At 60.5% G+C, this 17,933-nt stretch carries 24 protein-coding genes; 11 read left to right on the top strand and 13 right to left on the bottom strand.

The genetic code is table 11. The features are described 5' to 3' along the window. The first annotated feature begins 116 nt into the window (after window positions 1-116). The 5 genes from G6K99_RS06385 (at window position 117) to aat (ending at window position 4,037) form a co-directional block, all read left to right on the top strand. The gene (locus tag G6K99_RS06385) at window positions 117-887 is read left to right on the top strand and encodes a DsbA family protein (RefSeq protein ID WP_062580069.1); all 771 of its coding nucleotides are present in this window, start codon (window positions 117-119) and stop codon (window positions 885-887) included. Between the two features lie 144 nt (window positions 888-1,031). After that, on the top strand, window positions 1,032-1,469 hold the full coding sequence (gene aroQ / locus G6K99_RS06380; RefSeq protein WP_062580067.1) for a type II 3-dehydroquinate dehydratase: 438 nt from the start codon (window positions 1,032-1,034) through the stop codon (window positions 1,467-1,469). A gap of 27 nt (window positions 1,470-1,496) precedes the next feature. Continuing rightward, entirely contained in the window at window positions 1,497-1,958 is a 462-nt protein-coding gene (gene accB / locus G6K99_RS06375; protein WP_062453187.1) for an acetyl-CoA carboxylase biotin carboxyl carrier protein, read from the top strand. Window positions 1,959-1,967: 9 nt separating this feature from the next. After that, window positions 1,968-3,314, top strand: coding sequence for an acetyl-CoA carboxylase biotin carboxylase subunit (accC, locus tag G6K99_RS06370; RefSeq protein WP_174196005.1), 1,347 nt, complete (start codon window positions 1,968-1,970; stop codon window positions 3,312-3,314). A gap of 105 nt (window positions 3,315-3,419) precedes the next feature. After that, a complete protein-coding gene (gene aat, locus G6K99_RS06365) occupies window positions 3,420-4,037 on the top strand; it encodes a leucyl/phenylalanyl-tRNA--protein transferase (RefSeq protein ID WP_062453189.1) in 618 nt (205 codons plus the stop codon). A 21-nt stretch (window positions 4,038-4,058) separates the two neighbouring features. Here the strand turns inward: aat and G6K99_RS06360 are convergent, their stop codons facing one another. From G6K99_RS06360 to gatB, 5 genes are all read right to left on the bottom strand, one after another. Further along, complete coding sequence (locus G6K99_RS06360) at window positions 4,059-4,490, bottom strand: DUF2155 domain-containing protein (RefSeq protein ID WP_113111011.1); 432 nt, start codon at window positions 4,488-4,490, stop codon at window positions 4,059-4,061. Between the two features lie 86 nt (window positions 4,491-4,576). Next, window positions 4,577-4,975, bottom strand: coding sequence for an NADH:ubiquinone oxidoreductase subunit NDUFA12 (locus G6K99_RS06355; RefSeq protein WP_062454718.1), 399 nt, complete (start codon window positions 4,973-4,975; stop codon window positions 4,577-4,579). Between the two features lie 102 nt (window positions 4,976-5,077). Next, the gene (locus G6K99_RS06350; protein WP_174196004.1) at window positions 5,078-5,539 is read right to left on the bottom strand and encodes a GNAT family N-acetyltransferase; all 462 of its coding nucleotides are present in this window, start codon (window positions 5,537-5,539) and stop codon (window positions 5,078-5,080) included. 24 nt (window positions 5,540-5,563) lie between these two features. Beyond that, the gene (locus G6K99_RS06345; protein WP_062453192.1) at window positions 5,564-6,070 is read right to left on the bottom strand and encodes a GNAT family N-acetyltransferase; all 507 of its coding nucleotides are present in this window, start codon (window positions 6,068-6,070) and stop codon (window positions 5,564-5,566) included. A gap of 4 nt (window positions 6,071-6,074) precedes the next feature. Next, window positions 6,075-7,577, bottom strand: coding sequence for an Asp-tRNA(Asn)/Glu-tRNA(Gln) amidotransferase subunit GatB (gene gatB, locus G6K99_RS06340; protein WP_062453193.1), 1,503 nt, complete (start codon window positions 7,575-7,577; stop codon window positions 6,075-6,077). Window positions 7,578-7,722: 145 nt separating this feature from the next. On the opposite strand from gatB, the gene G6K99_RS06335 reads away from it, so the two are divergent. Beyond that, on the top strand, window positions 7,723-8,046 hold the full coding sequence (locus G6K99_RS06335) for a DUF1294 domain-containing protein (protein WP_174196003.1): 324 nt from the start codon (window positions 7,723-7,725) through the stop codon (window positions 8,044-8,046). Here the strand turns inward: G6K99_RS06335 and G6K99_RS06330 are convergent. The 4 genes from G6K99_RS06330 to G6K99_RS06315 all read right to left on the bottom strand — a co-directional run bounded on the left by G6K99_RS06330 (window position 8,043) and on the right by G6K99_RS06315 (window position 11,281). Next, entirely contained in the window at window positions 8,043-8,552 is a 510-nt protein-coding gene (locus tag G6K99_RS06330; protein WP_174196002.1) for a GNAT family N-acetyltransferase, read from the bottom strand. The two genes, G6K99_RS06335 and G6K99_RS06330, sit on opposite strands and share 4 nt — an antisense overlap. A 92-nt stretch (window positions 8,553-8,644) precedes the next feature. Then, window positions 8,645-10,126, bottom strand: a complete 1,482-nt coding sequence (gatA, locus tag G6K99_RS06325) for an Asp-tRNA(Asn)/Glu-tRNA(Gln) amidotransferase subunit GatA (protein ID WP_174196001.1) — start codon at window positions 10,124-10,126, stop codon at window positions 8,645-8,647. Window positions 10,127-10,183: 57 nt separating this feature from the next. Next, window positions 10,184-10,471: an Asp-tRNA(Asn)/Glu-tRNA(Gln) amidotransferase subunit GatC gene (gene gatC / locus G6K99_RS06320; RefSeq protein ID WP_062453197.1), complete on the bottom strand. Its 288-nt coding sequence runs from the start codon at window positions 10,469-10,471 to the stop codon at window positions 10,184-10,186. A 105-nt stretch (window positions 10,472-10,576) separates the two neighbouring features. Next, window positions 10,577-11,281, bottom strand: coding sequence for a metal-dependent hydrolase (locus G6K99_RS06315; RefSeq protein ID WP_092662017.1), 705 nt, complete (start codon window positions 11,279-11,281; stop codon window positions 10,577-10,579). A 330-nt stretch (window positions 11,282-11,611) separates the two neighbouring features. Between G6K99_RS06315 and G6K99_RS06310 the strand changes: the two genes are divergently transcribed. Both G6K99_RS06310 and ruvX read left to right on the top strand, forming a co-directional pair. After that, window positions 11,612-11,911 carry an alkylphosphonate utilization protein gene (locus G6K99_RS06310; RefSeq protein WP_062453199.1) on the top strand — a complete coding sequence of 100 codons (300 nt, stop codon included), beginning with the start codon at window positions 11,612-11,614 and terminating at the stop codon, window positions 11,909-11,911. 9 nt (window positions 11,912-11,920) lie between these two features. Further along, complete coding sequence (ruvX, locus tag G6K99_RS06305) at window positions 11,921-12,415, top strand: Holliday junction resolvase RuvX (RefSeq protein ID WP_174196000.1); 495 nt, start codon at window positions 11,921-11,923, stop codon at window positions 12,413-12,415. Here the strand turns inward: ruvX and G6K99_RS06300 are convergent. Both G6K99_RS06300 and G6K99_RS23395 read right to left on the bottom strand, forming a co-directional pair. Next, the gene (locus tag G6K99_RS06300) at window positions 12,352-12,684 is read right to left on the bottom strand and encodes a DUF6105 family protein (RefSeq protein WP_062453201.1); all 333 of its coding nucleotides are present in this window, start codon (window positions 12,682-12,684) and stop codon (window positions 12,352-12,354) included. The genes ruvX and G6K99_RS06300 overlap by 64 nt on opposite strands. Then, complete coding sequence (locus G6K99_RS23395; protein ID WP_062453202.1) at window positions 12,681-12,860, bottom strand: hypothetical protein; 180 nt, start codon at window positions 12,858-12,860, stop codon at window positions 12,681-12,683. Before G6K99_RS23395 ends, G6K99_RS06300 begins: the two co-directional genes overlap by 4 nt. Between G6K99_RS23395 and G6K99_RS06290 the strand changes: the two genes are divergently transcribed. After that, on the top strand, window positions 12,811-12,948 hold the full coding sequence (locus tag G6K99_RS06290) for a hypothetical protein (protein ID WP_156461817.1): 138 nt from the start codon (window positions 12,811-12,813) through the stop codon (window positions 12,946-12,948). The two genes, G6K99_RS23395 and G6K99_RS06290, sit on opposite strands and share 50 nt — an antisense overlap. A gap of 34 nt (window positions 12,949-12,982) precedes the next feature. Here G6K99_RS06290 and G6K99_RS06285 read toward each other — a convergent pair whose 3' ends face one another. Then, window positions 12,983-13,639, bottom strand: coding sequence for a TetR/AcrR family transcriptional regulator (locus tag G6K99_RS06285; RefSeq protein WP_092662014.1), 657 nt, complete (start codon window positions 13,637-13,639; stop codon window positions 12,983-12,985). Window positions 13,640-13,840: 201 nt separating this feature from the next. Then, window positions 13,841-15,493 carry an acyl-CoA dehydrogenase family protein gene (locus G6K99_RS06280; protein WP_092662012.1) on the bottom strand — a complete coding sequence of 551 codons (1,653 nt, stop codon included), beginning with the start codon at window positions 15,491-15,493 and terminating at the stop codon, window positions 13,841-13,843. 191 nt (window positions 15,494-15,684) lie between these two features. Between G6K99_RS06280 and G6K99_RS06275 the strand changes: the two genes are divergently transcribed. Together G6K99_RS06275 and G6K99_RS06270 are read left to right on the top strand one after the other, a co-directional pair. Further along, window positions 15,685-16,623 (top strand): aspartate carbamoyltransferase catalytic subunit, encoded by a 939-nt coding sequence (locus tag G6K99_RS06275; protein WP_062453206.1) that lies wholly within the window; start codon window positions 15,685-15,687, stop codon window positions 16,621-16,623. A gap of 8 nt (window positions 16,624-16,631) precedes the next feature. Further along, on the top strand, window positions 16,632-17,924 hold the full coding sequence (locus tag G6K99_RS06270; protein ID WP_174196063.1) for a dihydroorotase: 1,293 nt from the start codon (window positions 16,632-16,634) through the stop codon (window positions 17,922-17,924). Window positions 17,925-17,933: the final 9 nt, after the last annotated feature.

Here is a 17,933-nt window from a genome sequence, read left to right as displayed (position 1 = left end):
CCCCTGCCGTTTTTACTCTATCGCCTCGCGCCACGCTGGCTTAGTTTTGGCGCAAACAGACATGATGGTGCGGCGTTTCGCGCGAAGCCACGCCCAACAGACCGACGAGGAAACGAATGACCCGCCTTCTCAACCCGATACTGAAGACGCTTGCTGCCGGTTCGATGCTGGCCGCAACGGCGTTTGCCGTTCCGGCCTTTGCCCTGGATGACCAGCAGAAGAAGGAGATGGGCGAATTCATCCGGGAATATCTTATCCAGAACCCGGAAGTGATGATCGAGGTCCAGAACGCGCTGGAGGCCAAGCAGCAGAACCAGCGCGTCGACCAGTCCACCAAGGCGGTCGCGGCCAACAAGGAGGCGATCTTTGCCTCCCCCACCGACATCACGCTTGGCAATCCGAAGGGCGACGTCACGGTCGTTGAATTCTTCGATTACAATTGCGGCTACTGCAAGCATGCGCTGGCCGACATGGACACCATTCTCAAAAAGGACAAGAACGTCCGCTTCGTGCTGAAGGAATTCCCGATCCTCGGCCCGGACTCGATTGCCGCGCACAAGGTTGCCAATGCGGTGCGTCTGGTCGCCCCGACAAAGTATGCCGAGTTCCACCGCACGCTGCTCGGCAGCCGCGAGCACGCGTCCGAAGAGACCGCGCTCTCTGTCGCCACCGCGCTTGGGATCGACGGAGCAGCACTGCGGAAGTCGATGAAGGACAATCCCAACGACGATCTCGTACGCCAGGCCTATCAGTTGGCCACCGCGATCGGCATCACCGGCACGCCGACTTATGTTGTCGGAGACGAGGCCGTGTTCGGTGCTGTTGGCCTCGATACGATCGAGGAAAAGGTCGCCAATGTGCGCGCTTGCGGAAAGGCCAGCTGCTGACGGTCGAGATTTCGAGCAGGATGCTGCATTCTTGCCCGTTCGCCGGTGGATGCATGGCGTTTAGGCGCGTCAGGGGCTTTCCCTTGCCGTCCCAGCGGTTTATACGTGGCCGCTGAATTCTGGGTGGAACAAATAGTTATCTCGATGAGCAAACCGATTTTCGTCCTCAACGGTCCCAACCTCAACATGTTGGGAAAACGCGAACCTGGCATCTACGGCGGCAAGACCTTGGCCGATGTCGAGCAGGAATGTGCGGCCGTTGCTGCCGAACTCGGACTGACTGTCGAGTTTCGCCAGAGCAATCACGAGGGCGTGCTCATTGATTGGATGCATGAGGCCGGCGAGCGGGCTTCCGCTGTCGCCATCAATGCCGGCGCCTTTACCCATACCTCGATCGCCCTTCACGATGCGATCAAGGCCATTTCCGTACCGGTGGTGGAACTTCATATCTCGAATGTGCATGCGCGGGAGGAATTCCGCCACCATTCCATGATTGCACCGGCCTGCAAGGGCATCATCTGCGGGTTCGGCACGCAGAGCTACGTGCTCGCGCTGCACGCCTTGAAGACCACCATCGCCTGACAACATAACAAAACAGTAGGGTTTGCCATGTCTGAGAAGAAAGCCGGTATCGACAAGGGACTGATCCGCGATCTCGCGAACATCCTCAACGACACCGATCTCACCGAGATCGAAGTTGAGCAGGATGACCTGCGCATCCGTGTTTCACGCGCAGGCACTCCCCAGTACGTTCAGGCTCCGATTGCAGCCGCGCCTGCCCTTGCGGCCGCCCCTGCCGCCGCTGCAGCACCCGCTGCCGTAGCCGGCCCGGACCTCAAGAACGCGCTCACCGCTCCGATGGTTGGCACCGTCTACCTGGCACCTGCTCCCGGTTCGCGCAATTTCGTCGAAGTCGGCGCGACCGTGAAGGAAGGCCAGACCCTCGTCATCATCGAAGCCATGAAGACGATGAACCAGATCCCCTCGCCGAAGTCCGGCAAGGTTACGGAAATCCTGGTCACAGACGGGCAGCCTGTCGAATATGGCCAGCCGCTCGTCATCATCGAGTAAGGCGATCTCATGATCTCGAAAATCCTCATAGCCAACCGCGGCGAGATTGCACTTCGCGTCCTGCGCGCCTGCAAGGAACTCGGCATCGCGACCGTCGCCGTTCACTCGACGGCCGATTCGGATGCGATGCATGTTCGCCTCGCCGACGAGAGCGTCTGCATCGGCCCGCCGCCTTCGCGTGACAGCTATCTCAACATCCACCAGATTGTTGCCGCCTGCGAGATCACCGGTGCCGACGCCGTTCATCCCGGTTACGGCTTCCTGTCCGAGAACGCGAAGTTCGCAGACATTCTGGAAGCACACGGCATCACCTTCATCGGACCGACCGCCGAGCATATCCGGCTGATGGGCGACAAGATCACTGCCAAGAAGACAGCAGTTGAGCTTGGCATTCCGGTCGTTCCGGGTTCGCCCGGCGAAGTTCTGCCTGAGAACGCGCTCGAAATTGCCCGCGAAATCGGTTTCCCGGTTCTGATCAAGGCGACCGCCGGCGGCGGTGGCCGCGGCATGAAGGTGGCAAAAACCGAGGCCGAGCTCGAGGAGGCCGTGTCCACGGCCCGTTCCGAAGCGCTCGCAGCTTTCGGCAACGATGCCGTCTACATGGAAAAGTATCTCGGCAAGCCGCGGCATATCGAGATCCAGGTCGTCGGTGATGGCGAAGGCAATGCCATTCATCTGGGTGAACGCGACTGCTCGCTGCAGCGCCGCCACCAGAAGGTCTGGGAAGAAGCCAATTCGCCGGCCCTCGATGTCGAACAGCGCATGAAGATCGGCCAGATCTGCGCCGACGCCATGAAGAAGATGAAGTATCGCGGCGCCGGTACGGTCGAGTTCCTCTACGAAAACGGCAAGTTCTATTTCATCGAAATGAACACCCGTCTTCAGGTCGAGCATCCGATCACCGAAGCGATCACCAATATCGACCTGGTGCACGAGCAGATCCGTGTTGCCTCCGGAAACGGCCTGTCCGTGACCCAGGACGAGATCCAGTTCCAGGGCCATGCGATCGAGTGCCGCATCAATGCCGAGGATCCAAGGACCTTCGTTCCGTCGCCTGGCACGATCACGCATTTCCATGCTCCCGGCGGTCTCGGCGTTCGCGTCGATTCGGGTGCCTATGCCGGCTACAAGATCCCGCCTTACTATGACAGCCTTATCGGCAAGCTCATCGTGCATGGACGCACCCGCGCCGAATGCATGATGCGCCTTCGCCGCGTGCTGGACGAGTTCGTCGTGGATGGTATCAAGACCACGCTTCCCCTCTTCCAGGAACTGGTGGACAATCCGGATATCTTGAGCGGCAACTACGATATTCACTGGCTGGAGAACCATCTGGCCGGCGACAAGTCTCACTAGACGCTACCTACCGGATCCACACGATCCGTTAGCGGTTCATAAGATGCTGTCGACCATTCCGCGCCAGATGAGGCGCGGAATGCGATGGCCGGATCAAGGAGACCGATGGCAGGGCGTCGTGGCAAATATTACCCGGCAATAACCCCGGAAATTCTGTTGCGAGCCTATTCCATCGGGCTTTTCCCGATGGCGGAAGCCGCCGATGATCCGGAGATATTCTGGGTCGATCCCGAGATGCGGGGTATCCTGCCGCTCGACGCTTTTCACGTCTCCAAGAGCCTGCAGAAAACGGTCCGCAAAAAACCCTTCGACATCCGTTTCGACACCGACTTTGAGGGCGTCATCGCGCTTTGCGCGCAACCGGCCGATGACCGGCCGAGCACCTGGATCAACGAGACGATCCGCAAGCTCTATCGCGAACTCCACCACATGGGCCATGCCCATAGCGTCGAGGCTTATGACGGCGATGAACTCGTCGGCGGGCTTTACGGCGTTTCGCTTGGCGCTGCTTTCTTCGGCGAGAGCATGTTTTCGCGCCGAACCGACGCGTCCAAGATCTGCCTCGTGCATCTGGTGGAACGGATGAAGGCCAAGGGGTTCGAGCTGCTCGATACGCAGTTCACGACAGAACACCTGAAGACCTTCGGGGCGATCGACGTTCCGAAGGATGACTATCTCAAGCTGCTGCATGCGGCAGTCAACTCGCCGCATCTCGAATTTTGATCTGTCCGGAAATCGTTGATTTCAATTGGTCGCGCGGGCGGGTGCCGGCACGTCGGAAGTCTGCTTGCAGCCTGTCAGCCAGACGTCATAGATTGGGTGCTCGACGGCGTTGAGGCCGGGGCTGTCCGCAAACATCCAACCGGTGAAGATGCGGCGGATCTTGCGGTCGAGTGTGATCTCGTCGACTTCGATAAACCCGTCGATCTTTTGGGCTTCCGTTTCGTCTCGGGAATAGCAGACCTTCGGCGTCACCTGAAGCGCGCCATACTGCACCGTCTCGTTGAGATAGACGTCGAATGTGGTGATGCGGCCGGTGATCTTGTCGATGCCGTTGAAGACGGCGACGGGATTTTCGATCCGTGCAGCCGAGGCACTTCCCCCTGCCAGAACCGAGACGACGGCAAGAACGGCGCCAATCGATCGTGTGCGTGGGGAAAGCTTGGTACGTGTCATTATTGGTCCCGTCTCGAAAAGGCGTCCTGGGAATGCCCGATCGAGGACTAGTTGTGGAATATGGCTAAAACAGGTGCCAGTCAGGCTCAGTTGCCGGGCGTCCAGGCGTCATAGTCGCCGGTGACGCGAGGACGTTCACCATTGGCCGACAGAGAACCCTGAGGCCGGTATGCAAGCGGCGATCCGGTGAGGTTCGGCTTGTGCGACTTCTGCCATTCGCGCGCCTTGTAATCCTCCTGCGACGGAGGCGTATCGGTGCGGTAATGCATCCAGCCGTGCCAGCCTGGCGGGATCGCGGAGGCTTCGGCGTAATCCTTGTAGATCACCCAGCGCTTCGGCTTACCCCAGGAGGTCATCGGGCCTTCGAAATAGACGTTGCCCAACTCATCGTCGCCCACCTTCTTGCCATGGCGCCAGGTGAAGAAACGCGTGCCCATGGTTTGGCCGTTCCACCAGGTGAAGATCTGCAGCAGGAGATTTTTCATGGGCTTGTCCATAGGATTGGCAAACAGGTGACCAGTCGAACTGGCTCCACCGCTTATGCCGCCAGACAGCGGTGATGTCCAGCATTTCCGAGATGTAGACCTCTATTTGAACTTCATCTTGAAGCCCGCATGGCTCTTGGCAAAACCCAACCGCTCGTAGAAGCGATGGGCATCCGTGCGCGCCGCATTGGAGGTCAGTTGCACGAGGCGGCAGTCGCGCCGCTTTGCCTCTTCGATCGCGTAACCGATCATCTGCGCGCCGATCCCCTTCCCGCGCATGTCGGGTCTCGTCTGCACGGCTTCGATAATCATCGACAGCGAGCCGCGACCGGTCAGCGTTCGGTTGAACAGGATCTGGAACGTGCCGACAACGTCGCCGTCCCGCTCGGCAACGAAAAGCTGCTCGTTCTGGGAGGCATCGATCATGTTGAAGGCGCGCAGGTAATCGTCGTAGGCGTCTGCGTCAGTCGTATCGCCGTGACCACCGACATCGTCAGCGGCAAACATTGCGATCAGTTGGGAGAGGTCCGATTCGCGAGCCCTGCGAATGATGATGCCGTCCATGTCACCCTCCCGTATCTGAGCCGTCTAAAGCGACTGGAGCCGCTTTTCCATGATGATCGCCGGCAGGCCGGAGTTCGGCGCGCCCCATTCCTCCATGCGGTCGACTTCGGCAAAGCCGAGCCGCTGGTAGAAGGAGGCGGCACGCACATTCGGCAGCGACACCTCGACCCGCATGATTTCCGCATCCGGAAAGCAGGTCTCGATTTCGGCAAACAGATCCCTGCCGATGCCGTCATTCTGGCAGGCTGGCGCGACGTAGAGCTGATGCAGCATCACCGTCTTTGCCATTTTTGGATACACGGCGGCGTAAGCGATGCCGCCGATCTTGCTTCCATCGTCGGCGACGAGAAACTCGCCATCCTTCTTGATCAGCCTAGTGCGGATCGCGACCGGCGAATGCCAGTTGCGCACCATCTTCTCGACGGCGTCTGCACCGTAGAACGGGTCGTAGGACTGATGAAACGTCTCGGCGAGAAGGACGCGGATCTTCTCCACGTCCTCGTCGCCCGCTGTGCGAATGAAGTAGACCAACAGGTTAGTCCTCGATGCCCAGCTTGGCCTTGACCAGGGCCTGGACGGCCTGCGGATTAGCCTTGCCGCCGGTCGACTTCATCACCTGTCCCACGAACCAGCCGGCAAGCGTCGGCTTGGCCAGAACCTTGGCGACCTGATCGGGATTGGCGGCGATGATGTCGTCCACGGCTTTTTCAATGGCGCCGGTATCGGTGACCTGCTTCATACCGCGGCTCTCGACGATGTCCGCCGGGTCACCGCCTTCGGAAAAGACGATCTCGAACAGGTCCTTGGCGATCTTGCCGGAGATGACTTCCGACTTGATCAGATCGATGATGCCGCCAAGCTGGGCGGGAGAAACCGGAGTCTCTTCAATGCCTTTGCCCGCTTTGTTCAAGGCGCCCAGCAAGTCGTTGATGACCCAGTTGGCCGCCATCTTGCCGTCGCGGCCCTCAGCCACGGCTTCGTAATAGTCGGCGATGGCCTTCTCGGAAACCAGAACCGAGGCGTCATAGATCGAAAGGCCAAGTTCAGCCACGAAGCGGGCCTTCTTGTCGTCAGGCAGTTCCGGCAGGTCCTTGGCGAGCTCTGCGACGAACGCGTCGTCGAAGACGAGCGGCAGCAGGTCCGGATCCGGGAAATAGCGATAGTCGTGCGCGTCTTCCTTGGAGCGCATCGACCGCGTTTCGCCCTTGCCCGGATCAAACAGGCGGGTCTCCTGATCGATCGAGCCGCCGTCCTCGAGGATGGCGATCTGGCGACGGGCTTCGTATTCGATCGACTGGCCGATGAAGCGGATCGAGTTGACGTTCTTTATTTCGCAGCGCGTGCCGAAACCTTCGCCCGGACGACGCACGGACACGTTGACGTCGGCGCGCATCGAGCCCTCGTCCATGTTGCCGTCGCACGTGCCGAGATAGCGCACGATCGAGCGCAGCTTGGTCATGTAGGCCTTTGCCTCGTCGGACGAACGCATGTCCGGCTTCGACACGATCTCCATCAGAGCGACGCCTGACCGGTTGAGGTCGACATAGGACATGGTCGGATGCTGGTCGTGCATCGACTTGCCGGCATCCTGTTCCAGATGCAGGCGCTCGATGCCGATCTCGATATCCTCGAACTGGCCCTGGCGGTCGGGACCGAGCGAGATGACGATCTGGCCTTCGCCGACGATCGGATCCTTGAACTGCGAGATCTGATAGCCCTGCGGAAGATCCGGATAGAAATAGTTCTTGCGGTCGAAGATCGAACGGTTGTTGATCTGCGCCTTCAGGCCAAGGCCTGTGCGGACAGCCTGGCGGACGCATTCCTCGTTAATCACGGGAAGCATGCCGGGCATTGCCGCATCGACCAGCGAGACGTTGGCATTGGCAGGCTTACCGAACTCGGTCGAAGCGCCGGAGAACAGTTTTGAATTGGAGAGAACCTGGGCGTGCACCTCCATGCCGATGATCACTTCCCAATCGCCAGTGGCGCCGGGAATGAAGCGTTTCGGATCGGGCGTGCGGACGTCGACTAGGGTCATCTTATGCTCGTTCGGGCTTAGTTTCGAAGTGCTTTGTGGGTAGAGCAAATGTTGGCGAGGTGCAAGCGTAGGCCAAGGCTTGCCGGGTGAAACATCTGATACCACTGAGGATGAATCTTAACCGGAGCGCACTTAGCTGGGGTTCATGACCCTAAACCTTGCGCTGACACTTGTCGTTCTCTGCATCCTCTTCAATGCAGTGGTCTTTTCCATCTACTGGATCGACAAGCGGGCCGCCAGGAATGGACGCTGGCGGGTCAGCGAAACCACCCTCCTCCTGCTTGCATTTGCCGGCGGAAGTCTAGGCGCTGTCGCGGCTCAGCGCATGTTGCGTCACAAGACGCACAAGGAGCCGTTCAGGACCATCCTTGCCGCCATCGTCACGCTGCATGTCTGCCTGGGTGTCGTGCTGATCCTCGCGGTGTCCGGAATGCTGGCATCGATCTGGACGATGCTCGTCGGCCTTTAAAAATTCGGCCCGTAGGTGCCCGGATCGTCGGAGACGAGTTGCTTCGACAGTCCGATGGACTGGATATCGCGATCGATCTTCGGCTGGTAGGCGCTCGAAAGCCAATGGACGCTGTATCCCTGCTTTTCGAAGAAACCGACTGCCCCGTCGTTCTGCGCATGGGTCTCGACCCGCGCCTTGTCGAACCCGCGACGAACGATATCGGCCTCGATATCGGCGAGCAGCGCCTTGCCGAGCCCCTGCCCCTCAAACTGCGGATCGATCCAGAAGTCGGTGATCAGGTCGTCGCGATTCTCGCAGGCCGCCCAGCCGGCGACCGTGCCGTGCGCCTCGATCACGAGAATCGTCAGCCAGGACGAGGAAACGAAGTCGCGGAATGCGGCAAGCGCACTTTCGCGCATGCTGGACGGATCGCCAACGGCGCCCATCGCTTTTTCCCAGCTGAGCAAGCCGATCTGAACTAGCGCGGCTTCGTCGTCCTGGCGTGCGTTGCGAATGACTGCCATGGAGTCTCCTGTCTCAGGAACAGTAGATCATCGGCGTGCGATTCGGGCTAGAACCGCACTGGGTTGGCAGATGCCGGACAGCCGACCTGCCGCTACCACCATTTCGCAGGCGTGAACTTGCCTGCCGCCTGTTCGATCACGTGCGCTGTGCGGAACAGGGTTTCCTCGTCGAACGGCTTACCGATCAGCTGCAGGCCAAGCGGCAGGCCCTTCTTGTCGAGACCGGCCGGTACGGCGATGCCGGGAAGGCCTGCCATGTTGACCGTCACGGTGAAGATGTCGTTCAGGTACATCGCGACCGGATCGGCAGCGAGTGCCTCGTCGGCAATGCCGAAGGCAGACGACGGTGTCGCTGGTGTCAGGATGGCGTCGACACCGGCATGGAAGCAGAGTTCGAAATCGCGCTTGATCAGCGTGCGGACTTTTTGCGCCTGCAGGTAGTAGGCGTCGTAATAGCCGGCCGAAAGAACGTAGGTGCCGATCATGATGCGGCGCTTGACCTCAGTACCGAAGCCGGCAGCACGGGTCTTTTCGTACATGTCGGAAATGTCCTTGCCGTCGACGCGCAGGCCGTAGCGAACGCCATCATAGCGGGCAAGGTTGGACGAAGCTTCGGCGGGCGCCACGATGTAATAGGCGGGCAACGCGTATTTCGTGTGCGGCAGCGAGATATCGACGATCTCGGCACCGGCATCCTTCAGGAAGGCAATGCCCTTCTGCCACAGGGCCTCGATGTCTTCAGGCATGCCGTCGACGCGATATTCCTTCGGAATGCCGATCTTCATGCCCTTGACCGACTGGCCGAGCGCCTTCTCGTAATCCGGAATAGGCAGATCGACCGAGGTCGTGTCCTTGCGGTCGACGCTTGCCATCGACTTCAGCATGATCGCGGCATCACGCACGTCGCGTGCAATGGGGCCGGCCTGATCGAGCGAGGATGCAAACGCGACAGTGCCCCAGCGCGAGCAGCGGCCATAGGTGGGCTTGATGCCGACGGTGCCGGTAAAGGCGGCCGGCTGGCGGATCGAGCCGCCGGTATCGGTCGCGGTCGCACCGGCGCAAAGATGCGCGGCGACGGCAGCGGCTGAACCGCCCGAGGAGCCGCCCGGAACCAGCTGAGTGTTCGAGCCTTCGGCTTTCCAGGGATTGACCACCGGTCCGTAATGCGAGGTCTCGTTGGAGGAGCCCATGGCGAACTCGTCCATGTTGAGCTTGCCAAGCATGACGGCGCCGTCATCCCACAGGTTCTGAGTGACGGTCGATTCGTATTCGGGCTTGAACCCGTCGAGTATATGGCTGCAGGCCTGGGTGTGGACGCCTTTGGTGGCAAACAGATCCTTGATGCCGAGCGGAATACCTTCCAGCGCCCCGACTTGACCCGAAGCGCGACGGGCATCGGATGCCCCGGCCATCTCCAGCGCCATCTCGGGCGTAACGGTGATGTAGGCGTTCAGGACGGAATTTGCAGCGTCGATGGCGCCGAGATAGGCGTTCGTCAGATCGACGGAAGTGAATTCCTTCGATGCCAGTTTGTCGCGGGCTTCGGCAATGGTCAGGCTGGTCAGGTCGGTCATGATTTTTCGTGCTCTCGAAAGGCTAAAACGGGTCGGCGGCGCTTGGGCTAAAGCGGCTTATTCGACGACCTTCGGCACCATGAAGAAATTGCGGTCGGTTGCCGGCGCGTTGGCGACGATATCGTCTGCCTTGTTGCCGTCGGTGACGACGTCGGCGCGCAACCGCATTTCCATCGGCATCACCGAGGTCATAGGCTCGACGCCTGTGACATCGACTTCCGAGAGTTGTTCGACGAAATCGATGATCCCGTTCAATTCGCCAACCATGCGATTGGCCTCATCCTCCGTAACCGCAATACGGGCGAGGCGCGCGACGCGCTTGACGGTGGCGAGATCGACGGACATGGCAGGGCTCCGGTGGTAAAATTCACCTTCGCTATAATGGCCATGCCCGTCCTTCGCAACAGGCAGGGCGCCGGTTTCCTGGCGCGCCTTAACTGAAATGCCCGTTCAGCAGGTCAGCGTCACGCCGACGCCCGGCACCTCGACGGCGGTGCGGCTGCCTTCCATGCCCTTGACGAACTTATCGGGTGTCTGCTCGATGATCGGGAACGTGCCGTAGTGGCAGGGAATGGCGTGCTTGAAATCGAAGAAGCGCTGGCAGGCAACGGCTGCGACAGCACCGCCCATGGTGAAGCGGTCGCCGATCGGCACGATGCCGATATCCGGCTGGTGCAACTCGTTGATCAGTCCCATGTCGGTAAAGATATCCGTATCACCCATGTGCAGAACCGACATCTCGTCGTCGAAATGCAGCATCAGTCCGTTCGCGGAACCGAGCGAGTGGGACACGCCGAGCTCGTCGATCTGGCCGGACGAATGGAGCGCCTGTGTGAAGGTCGCGGTGAAGCCCTCGAAGCCGACTGTGCCGCCGGTATTGCCCATCTCGAGCTTCTCGACGCCTTTTCCACCCAGCCAGGATGCGAGATCGGCGTTGGCAAGAACGATGGCGCCCTTTTCCTTGGCGATCGCGACCGTATCACCGACATGGTCGCCATGACCGTGGGTGAGAAGGATATGCGTGACACCTTCGGTCACGTCTTTCAGATCCTGGCCGGCAAAGGTCGGGCTATGGGTCAGGAACGGGTCGATCAGGATCTTTGCCTTTGCCGTTTCGATGCGGAAGGCGGCATGGCCGAGCCAGGTAATTTTCATGGGAAAGTGTCCTTGAGGATGGCAAAAAGAGAGGTGATGACACCAAATCAAAATTCATAGATGGAACTTCGAAAGGGAGGTTTCGAAGCACCGAAAGCGGATGAGGCTCTGAACTCAGTTGTCTCACCTCACACCTCATCAAATAACGCGGCGCTTTCACATTTCAAAGGTCTAGGACGATGATTGCGCGAGCAGCGCCCGTACCGGAATTGACACACAGGCGGCGCCACGTTGCCACGGACTTGCCACTGGGTTAAGCGGTCGCATCCCGATATGATCGTCGCATGCTCGCTGCGATTGCGTCACATCCGAACCCCTGAGGAAACCGACATGGCCGACGACGATTATATCTATGACGAGGCTACCGGCGAATGGCTGTCTGCAGCCGATGCGGCTGCGAAGGCTTCCGCTGCATCCGAGGTGCGTGACTCAGCCGGCAATATTCTTGCCGATGGCGATGCGGTCACTCTCATCAAGGATCTCAAGGTGAAGGGAGCCGGTCAGACGCTGAAACAGGGCACCGTCATCCGCTCGATCCGGCTCACCGACAATCCGGAAGAGATCGATTGCCGCCACGATGCGATCAAGGGCCTGGTGCTGCGCACCGAATTCGTGCGCAAGAAAACCTAAGGCCGGCATATGGCAATCCTCACCATCGCAGAACTCGCCGCGACACTTGCGCCCGGCAAGGCTGTTGCAGGGCTCGATCTCGGTACCAAAACCATCGGGCTTGCGATGTCCGATCTCGGCCGGCGGTTTGCCACGCCCCGCACCGTCATCAAGCGCGTCAAATTCACCAAGGATGCGGAGGTTCTGCTGGCGTTCGCGGAGAAGGAGAAGGTCTCAGCCTTCATTCTCGGGATGCCGATGAACATGGATGGTTCCGCCGGGCCGCGGGCTCAGGCGACCCGCGCCTTTGTGCGAGCGATGTCGGACAAGACTGCCATTCCTTTCGTCTTCTGGGACGAAAGACTATCGACGGTCGCGGCTGAACGGGCACTTCTAGAGATGGATGTTTCGCGGGCCAAGCGCGCCGAACGTATCGATTCGGCGGCCGCGAGCTTCATTCTTCAGGGAGCCTTGGACAGGCTTTCGTCCCTTGCCAGAGAAACCGGCAACGACGTCCCCACCTGACGGCTACGCCACCAGGCTGCAATCTGCTTGCGCTTGCGGAAGGCGATGATGGCGAAAACGACAAGACTGTCGAATGCGATTGCGCGGGCAACCAGCGGCGGGATGGTCTCGGGCGGAATTCCGAGGACGTCGCCGTAGACCTGAAAGACCAGATCATGGGTCTGACGGGTCAGCATGAAGAAGCCGAAGCTCATGTCGTAATAGGAAAGCCCGTACCAGCTGCCCAGCAAAAGCACGGGCCCTGCCCACAAGATCAAGAGCAACTTCATGCGGTTTCGCCTTCTGGTTCCGCTGGAGACAGGTCCAGCGTTACGACCCATCTCGACAGCGCCATCAGGCTGAGAACCAGAGCAGGAATGGCAATGTCGAGCGCCAGCACTGCAAAGATCGTCGTCATGACGATCAGCAATGCGATGCTCGTTGTGGAAGTTGCATTCTTGCCCATGGACGGCCGCGATTTGGTTAAGAAATCATTAACCAGAGATTTAGGCCGCATGGCGAAAGCTGCAATTCAAAACGCCAAACATGGTTAATTTCCAGAGCGTCGCTGTGGAGAAAGTCTGCTGCTCAGCCGTAGATGGCGCGAACCAGGCGGCGGACGGAAGACGCTACCTTTTCCCAATCTTTCTCGGACTTTAACGGTATGCCGGCGAACTGGCCGCTGACGGCAGACGAGACGACCAGATGCTGGATGGCGGCAAACAGGATGGCGTTCGTGGTCGCGACATCGACACCCTTCGGGGGTGTGAGCGAGCCGCGCATCTTGTCCAGCCACTTTGAGAGAGCCTTGGTGCGTGATTCGGTCAGACGCCGCACCTGTGGCGTATCCTGCGAGACTTCCCAGGCGACGATCTTGCAGACGAGCGGATCCTCGCGCAGCGCATCCATGAAATAGATGGCGAGCTTTTCCATCAGGTCGCCGTAGGTCAGAAGAAACATGCCGCCGGTATCTTCGGGAATGCGATCCTTGACCCAGTTGCCGAGATCGGCGCCGATCGCGTCGATGAGGCCGTTCAGCCCGCCGTAATAGCGATAGATCAGTTGCTTGTCGCAGCCGGCGCGCCGTGCGACCGCATTGACGCCGAAGCCTTGAAACCCTTCCTCGGCCAGCAGCGTGCGGGCAGCAATGAAGATCGCCCGCTCCGTCCCGGCCCGGTTGCGCGGACGTATGGCCTGAGCTGATGCAGCGCCGGTCTCGGTATTCGTCTCGGCTATCTGAAGCATCGCCCGCCTGTCTCGCAACTCTTTGTTAACTGTTGCGATACCCCGTCGTTTCCCATCATCGCAAGCGCCACACGGACGCCGTGCACAGGATAGAAGACCGAAACTGGCGCATGCTGCGTTACACAAGAGATAAGTGGGGACGCGGCTGTGCACGCCTTGGCCCCACAGGCAGTCTTCGTCTCGCCTGGCGGTGACTTCCTCTTACGCCGCCGGCGGGTAGAGAAGATCGACGATGTAGCGGGCGTCGAAGCGGGCATCGAGCATGCCATAGGTCGAGCGCCAGCCGCCGGCGAGACGGGTTTCGAGGAAGGCATCGGCGATCTTGCCGGCACCGAGGCGCGCAAGCTCTGCTGCACCGGCCGCCAGCGCCAGCTGTTCGATCAGAAGCCTCGCAGCACCCTCGTCGCGCTCGCACAGCGCCATCGCGGCACGCAGAACTTCCACGGTCTTCTTGCCCGATGCGCCGAGATCCCGCTCAAAACCGGCCAGAACCGTATCGAACAGATCGCGGCCTCGCGACAGCACGCGCAGAACGTCGAGCGCCATGACACTGCCCGAGCCTTCCCAGATCGCATTCACCGGCGCCTCGCGGTAATGCCGGGCAATCGGACGCTCCTCGACATAGCCATTGCCGCCCAGGCATTCCATTGCCTCGGCGATAAGCGATGGCGCGATCTTGCAGTTCCAGTATTTGATGACTGGCGTCATGACGCGCGCATAGGCCGCATCGCCGGGGTTGCCGCGGGCGCGATCGAACGCGTCGGCCAGCCGGAACGACAGCGCCGTTGCAGCCGCGACATCCAGCGCCATATCGGCGAGCACGCGCGTCATCAGCGGCTGATCGATCAGGTTCTTGCCGAACACGGCACGACCGCGGGTATGATGGACCGCTTCGGCCAGCGACGCGCGCATCATGCCGGCAGACGCGACAGCACAATCGAGACGGGTCAGCGTCACCATATCGAGAATGGTGCGGATGCCGCCGCCAGACTCTCCGAGCAGATAGCCGAAGGCGTCGGTGAACTCGACTTCGGACGATGCATTGGAGCGGTTGCCGAGCTTATCCTTCAGCCGCTGGAAATTCAGCCCGTTGGCCGAACCGTCCTCGAGGAGCCGCGGCACGAGGAAACAGCCGATCCCCTCATTGGTCTTTGCCAGCATGATAAAGCCGTCGCTCATCGGCGCCGACATGAACCACTTGTGGCCGGAAAGACGGTAGATTCCCTCGCCCACACGCTCGGCGGTCGACCGGTTGGCGCGCACGTCGGTGCCGCCTTGCTTTTCGGTCATGCCCATGCCGACCGTGATGGCGGACTTCTGCATGGCCGGCCGATTGGTCGAATCGTATTTGCGCGACAGAACTTTCGGCGCCCATTCCTTGTGGACGCGTGGGGAAGCCATCATCGCCGCAATCGAAGCGCTCGTCATCGTCAGCGGGCACAGATGGCCGCATTCCAGCTGGGCGGACAGATAAAAGCGCGTGGCGCGAACCTTGTGTTCGTGTGCACGCTGCTCCGGAATGGTCTCCCAGATCGACGAATGCAGGCCGCTTTGCATCGAGCGGCGCATCAGGGCATGCCAGGCAGGATGGAACTCAACCGTGTCCTGCCGCTCGCCGCGCGGACCGTGGGTGCGCAGTTTGGGCGGATTTTCGTTCGCCATCCGCGCCAGTTCCTGGGCTTCCGGAGAGGTCACGTAATTGCCGAGCTGGTCGTATTCGTCGCGGATCGCGCGGTTCAGATCGCCGGTCAGGTCGACCACAAGGGGATCGGAGCGGTAGGCATTGATCCCCGACCAGGGCTTCGGCTGGTTCAGTTCACCAAATTTTTCTTCATCGCGCGACATGTCGTTCATGGGGCGGTTCTAGCGGAAGTTAAAGGGCGTGGGAACGGCAGCACAGAAGGAATTTCAGCGTTCTCAACAAACGGCTTGCGGTTGGGAATCCCGGAAACGGGGGAAAACAGCAGTGACATAACCTCCCATCCCGCTTGCGGCCTTTCCCCCCAGACCTTATAGACCGCCGAACGCAAGCGGAGACGCCCCCTATGGTCTTCTTTCCCCACCGCCATCTCCTTGGCATCAAGGGTCTCACCCGGCAGGACATTACGACGCTTCTCGACAAGGCCGACGAGGCCGTGCAGATTTCCCGGCAGCGGGAAAAGAAGACGTCCACGCTTCGGGGCCTCACCCAGATCAATCTCTTCTTCGAAGCCTCGACGCGCACGCAGTCCTCGTTCGAGCTTGCCGGCAAACGGCTTGGCGCCGACGTGATGAACATGTCCGTCAGCAATTCGTCGGTGAAAAAGGGCGAAACGCTGATCGATACGGCGATGACGCTGAATGCCATGCACCCGGACGTGCTGGTTCTCAGGCATTCCTCGGCCGGTGCCGCGGCCCTGCTTGCCCAGAAGGTGACCTGCTCGGTGGTCAATGCCGGCGATGGCCAGCACGAACATCCGACACAGGCGCTGCTCGACGCTTTGACCATCCGCCGCGCCAAGGGCAAGCTGTCGGGCATCATCGTCGCCATCTGCGGCGATGTTTTACATTCGCGCGTCGCCCGCTCCAACATCATCCTCTTGAATGCCATGGGCGCCCGTGTCCGGGTCGTCGCGCCGTCGACGCTACTTCCGTCAGGCATCCGCGACATGAGCGTCGAGGTCTTTCACTCGATGGAAGAAGGTTTGCGGGATGCGGATGTGGTGATGATGCTGCGTCTGCAGCGCGAGCGCATGGCCGGCTCCTTTGTGCCGTCGGTGCGCGAATACTTCCACTTCTACGGTCTCGATGCGGAAAAGCTGAAAGTCGCCAAGGGTGATGCGCTGGTCATGCATCCGGGTCCGATGAACCGCGGCGTCGAGATCGCTTCCGATGTCGCCGACGGTCCGCAGAGCGTCATCGAGCAGCAGGTCGAAATGGGTGTCGCCGTCCGCATGGCGGTCATGGAAACGCTCCTGACCTCTAATCAGGGAGAGCGCGCATGAGCACGACCATGTCTAATGGCACCGTTCTCAGGAACCTGCGCATCATCGATCCCTCGCGCAATCTCGACGAAACCGGCACGATCATCGTCGGCGCCGACGGCCGCATCCTCGCAGCCGGAAAGGATGCCCAGAACCAGGGCACGCCCGACGGCGCCACGGTGCGCGATTGCCAGGGTCTTGTCGCAACGCCCGGGCTTGTCGATGCGCGCGTCTATGTCGGCGAACCGGGTGCTGAACATCGCGAGACGATCTCATCGGCCAGCCGCGCCGCTGCTGCCGGTGGCGTCACCTCGTTTATCATGATGCCGGATACCGATCCTGTTCTCGACGATATTGCGCTCGTTGAATTCGTGCAGAAGACGGCGCGTGACAAGGCGATCGTCAATGTCCACACCGCTGCAGCGCTGACCAAAGGCCTTGCCGGCAAGGAAATGACCGAGTTCGGCCTGTTGCAGCAAGCCGGCGCCGTCGCCTTCACCAATGGCCGACACGGACTGTCCGATTCGCTGCTGCTGCGCCGCGCGATGACTTATGCGCGCGAGTTCGACGCGGTCATCTCTCTCGAACTGCGCGAGAAATATCTCGGCAACGGCGTGATGAACGAGGGCCTGTTTGCCTCCTGGCTCGGCCTGTCGGGCGTGCCGAAGGAAGCGGAAATCATTCCGCTGGAACGCGATCTGCGGATTGCCGGCCTCACCCGCGCCAAATACCACGCGGCAAAAATCTCGGTGGCGGAATCGGCCGAAGCCATGCGGACTGCCCGCGCACGCGGTGCCAACGTCACCTGCGGCGTGTCGATCAACCATCTGTCGCTCAATGAAAACGACATCGGCGAATACCGCAGCTTCTTCAAGCTGTCCCCGCCCCTGCGGTCCGAAGACGACCGGATCGCCATGGTCGAGGCACTCGCCGACGGCAGCATCGATATCATCGTGTCCTCGCACGATCCGCAGGACGTCGACACGAAGCGTCTTCCCTTTGCCGATGCCGCCGATGGCGCGATCGGGCTTGAAACCATGCTGTCTGCAGCCCTTCGCCTGCATCATGATGGGCGCGTGCCGCTGATGCGGCTGATTTCGGCGATGTCGACCCGCCCGGCCGAGATCTTCGGTCTTGATGCGGGCACGCTGAGACCGGGCGCAAAGGCCGATATCACGCTGATCGATCTCGACGAGCCTTGGATCGTCGCCAAGGATATGCTTCTGTCGCGCTCGAAAAACACGCCGTTCGAGGACGCGCGCTTTTCCGGCCGGGCCGTCGCAACCTATGTCGGCGGAAAATGCGTCTACAAGCTGGGATAGAGATGGGGC

The sequence above is a fragment of the Neorhizobium sp. AL 9.2.2 genome (assembly GCF_013317225.1).
In the GTDB taxonomy this organism is placed as follows: domain Bacteria; phylum Pseudomonadota; class Alphaproteobacteria; order Rhizobiales; family Rhizobiaceae; genus Neorhizobium; species Neorhizobium soli.
Note: the sequence above shows the minus strand (reverse complement) of the source record. Positions and strands in the feature narration are given on the sequence as shown.